The following is a 3,418-nucleotide window of genomic DNA, read 5'->3' as shown; positions in this document are numbered from 1 at the left end:
GCGGATCCTCCGGGCCGTCGCTGCGCAGACAGCGGTGTTGAGCGCGGCGGTCCACCTGCTGTGGGCGTGGCCACGGCTGGCGGACCCGACCGACCCGCGACCGTACGTGTTCGTCCTCGCGGCCGTCTTCACGGTTCTCGTCGCGGCAGCGACGCTGAAGGCGGACGAGTACCGGCGGCTGTACGCGCTCGGCGCGGGAACGCTGACCGCGTTTCTCGTCGGATACGCGGGGTGGCACGGCGCGGAGACGACTGCCGCGCTCGCGGCGGACCCGTTGGCGATCGTCGGGAAGGCCGCGGAGACGGTGGGCGTAGTCGCGTTCCTCGCGCTCTACCGCGAGGCACCGCCGACGGGCGTGGTCGTCGAACGCCGGCGTGTGCGCACGGGCGAGAGTGAACCGGACGACAGCGAGACGGACACCACGGAGGACCGGGACACCGACACGCCCAACTCCGACGGCTGAACCGAACGGAGCGCGACGGTAGAACCGACCGATACGACTTAACCGCCCGCCGGCCGACCCACGACCAGTGAGCGACACCTACCGCACGGTGGCCGAGCACGCGACAGCGACGTTCGAGGTTCGAGGCTCGGAGTTCCTCGGACACGCCGCGCCGGCGGACACGGTCGAGCAGGCGGAGACCATCATCGAAACCGTCGAGGCGGAGTACGCGGACGCGACGCACAACGTCCCAGCGTACCGGGTTCCGGCTGGAGAGGCGTCCGAGCGGACGCCCAGCACCGACGTGATGCTCCGGGAGTACAGCGACGACGACGGGGAGCCGAGCGGCTCGGCTGGGAAGCCAGCGCTGAACGTCCTCCAGCAGCGCGACATCCGCAACGTCGTCTGCGTCGTCACGCGGTACTACGGGGGAACGAACCTCGGCGTCGGCGGACTCGCCCGGGCGTACTCGCGGGCTGTCAAAGAGGCGGTCGACGACGCGGGCGTGATCGAGGAACGACCGCACCGCCGGCTCGCGGTGCGGACCGGCTACGACGATTCCGGGACCGTTCGCGGAGTGATCGAGTCGTCGGGAGTCGAGTTCGACGCCGAGTACGACGAGCGGGTGCGGTTCGAACTACGGGTACCGCTCGACGAGATCGAACCGCTAGTCGAGCGACTCAACGACGCGACGAGCGGGCGGGTCGAGATCGACTGATCCCGGCGAGAGGTGGCGCTAGCGTCGATCGAGTGGCGAGCAGGCGACGCGGAATCGGACCGTCCGCGACGGGGCGTCGCGCTCCCGTCCAGTGCGTCGCGGGCGACGGCTACGTCACGGAGGGAGTGGTCGCGGTATCGACGATAAACGGTGGGGTCAGGTGAACTTCCGGACGGTCATATCCAGCGTGTCGAGGTCGAGGATCGGGGCGTATCCGGCGTCCGGGTCGATATTGACGGACTTCTGGAAGTCGGTCTGTGCCTGCCAGCAGCCGGAGTTGACCGCGAGCACGCCGTGGTACTTCCCCCAACCCAGCTTGTGGACGTGGCCGGTGTGAAACACGTCCGGAACGTTCTCGATCACGAGGTAGTCGCGGTCCTCGGGGGCGACGCGGGTGTGTCCGCCGAACTGCGGGGCGACGTGACGCTTTTTCAGTAGCTGGTACATCGCCTTGTGGGGCTCGTCGTAGCTCGCCTTCTCCTCGGGGAGCTCGGCGATCACCTCGTCGAGCGAGACGCCGTGGTACATCAGTACGTCGACGCCCTCGACGGTCACCGTGGCGGGGTTCGAGACGATCCGCGCGTCGTGGACGTCCATGATCGAGCGGAGCTCCTCGTTGAACCCGGGTTGTGGCTCCGCGAGGCGGACCGCGTCGTGGTTCCCGGGGATCATCACGATCTCGGTGTCGGCGGGGACCTCCTTGAGGTACTCGGCGAACACCTCGTACTGGTCGTAGATGTCGACGACGTCGAGCTCCTCGTCCTGGTTCGGGTAGACGCCGACGCCCTCGACCATGTCACCGGCAAGGAGGAGGTACTCCACGGGCTCCGCCTCGGGCGTGTGAAGCCAGTCGGTGAATCGGCTCCACGCGTCCGCCATGAACTCGTCGCTGCCGACGTGGACGTCGGAGACCAGCGCCGCTTGGACGTGGCGGTCGGCCCCACCCGTGACACGGGTTCGCGGGATATCGGGGAAGTGGAGCGAGTCGGCGAAGAGGATCCCGGAATCGTCGGCGAGGGTGCCGTCGACGGCGACACACTCGTCCATCAGGATCTCGTCGACGACGTCGGCAAGCCCCTTGTCCTTCATGATCAGCGCCGGGAACGTTCCGGTGGTGTCCTCGAGTTCGACGAGCCAGTGACCGGATTTCGTCGAGCGGACGTCGTTGACGAGCCCGATCATGGCGGCCTCGCTCCCGCCGGGCATGTCCGCGATCGCCTCCGCAGGCCGGTGGTTGACCCGCCCGCGGAGCAGCTTCGAGAGCCGTTCGTAGCGGTCGCGGAACGTCCGGACGAAGTCGTCGTACTCGCCGGTTCCGGTGCTGTGACCGGTCATGTCGTTGGCGATCTCGAGCTCGCGACGGGACGGGTCCCGGTCGTGGTCGGCGGCGGCGTGCGATCCCGGTTCCGTGCCGGGTGCGTCCGTGGTCGGGGGCGTCGCTTCGTCGACGGCGGTGGCCCCCGGCGACCCCTTCGTTTCAACTGGAGATCTACCGTTTTCGACCGCCTCTCCGGCCGGTTCCGTGGCCGAAGGGGTCGAGTTCACGGTCGCAGGTGTGGGGTCGCCCGTCGCGGGTTCCGAGTCGGCCGTCGCGGACTCCGGATCAGCGGTCGTGGGAGTCGGATCGACCGCGACGTCCGAGGGGGTGGCCGGCGCGGACATCTCGTCGAGGACGCTGCGGACGTGTTCGACGGTGATCCGGAGGGCGTCGTCGGGCGCGTGGTCGACGACGGCGTCGAGGGTTTCGATCGGACGGTCCGCGCCGGCGAGGACGGTCACCGCCTCGCGCTCGGCGTTGTAGCCGCGGCTGGCCAGTTCGCTGACGATCCGGGCGTTCGACTCCAGCGGCACGTGCGGAGGGACGGCGGTGCGAGCCAAAACGGTTCCGGAGCAGCGGAGTAGTCGGAGCGGAGACGGCGACCCCTTCGACTCTCACCCGCGGTCACCGATCCCGTTCGAAGCCGGCGGCGAACGTCGACTCGGAAACCGAGAGCACCGTCGGGCGACCGTGCGGACACGCGAAGGGACGCTCACACTCTCCGAGACGGGCAAGCAGCGCACGGATCCCGTCCTCGTCGATCGCGTCACCCCGTTTTAGCGACGGGTGACACGCGAGGTCGACGAGGAGCCGGTCCCGGGCGTCGCGGCCGCCGCCACCGGCTCCCCCGTCCGACACCGATCCACCATTCGGTCCCGACCTGCCGTCTGGCCCCGATGCGCCGGCCGGACCCGAAATGCCGTTCGACACCGCCGCCAGC

At 69.1% G+C, this 3,418-nt stretch carries 3 protein-coding genes and 1 pseudogene; 2 read left to right on the top strand and 2 right to left on the bottom strand.

Annotated features, from left to right (window positions below):
- Together ACFQEU_RS13210 and ACFQEU_RS13205 are read left to right on the top strand one after the other, a co-directional pair.
- Window positions 1-463 (top strand): hypothetical protein (locus ACFQEU_RS13210; protein ID WP_379782885.1); only part of this gene is annotated, 463 nt, incomplete at its 5' end.
- Between the two features lie 67 nt (window positions 464-530).
- A complete protein-coding gene (locus ACFQEU_RS13205; RefSeq protein ID WP_379782883.1) occupies window positions 531-1,160 on the top strand; it encodes an IMPACT family protein in 630 nt (209 codons plus the stop codon).
- Window positions 1,161-1,316: 156 nt separating this feature from the next.
- Here the strand turns inward: ACFQEU_RS13205 and ACFQEU_RS13200 are convergent, their stop codons facing one another.
- A complete protein-coding gene (locus ACFQEU_RS13200) occupies window positions 1,317-3,011 on the bottom strand; it encodes a DNA-directed DNA polymerase II small subunit (protein ID WP_379782881.1) in 1,695 nt (564 codons plus the stop codon).
- A 91-nt stretch (window positions 3,012-3,102) separates the two neighbouring features.
- A pseudogene (locus ACFQEU_RS13195) lies at window positions 3,103-3,418 on the bottom strand (hypothetical protein); the annotation flags it as partial.

The organism is Halorubrum tibetense (genome assembly GCF_042661865.1).
In the GTDB taxonomy this organism is placed as follows: domain Archaea; phylum Halobacteriota; class Halobacteria; order Halobacteriales; family Haloferacaceae; genus Halorubrum; species Halorubrum tibetense.
The sequence above is the reverse complement of the archived record's forward strand: the minus strand, read 5'-3'. Positions and strand labels throughout refer to the sequence as shown.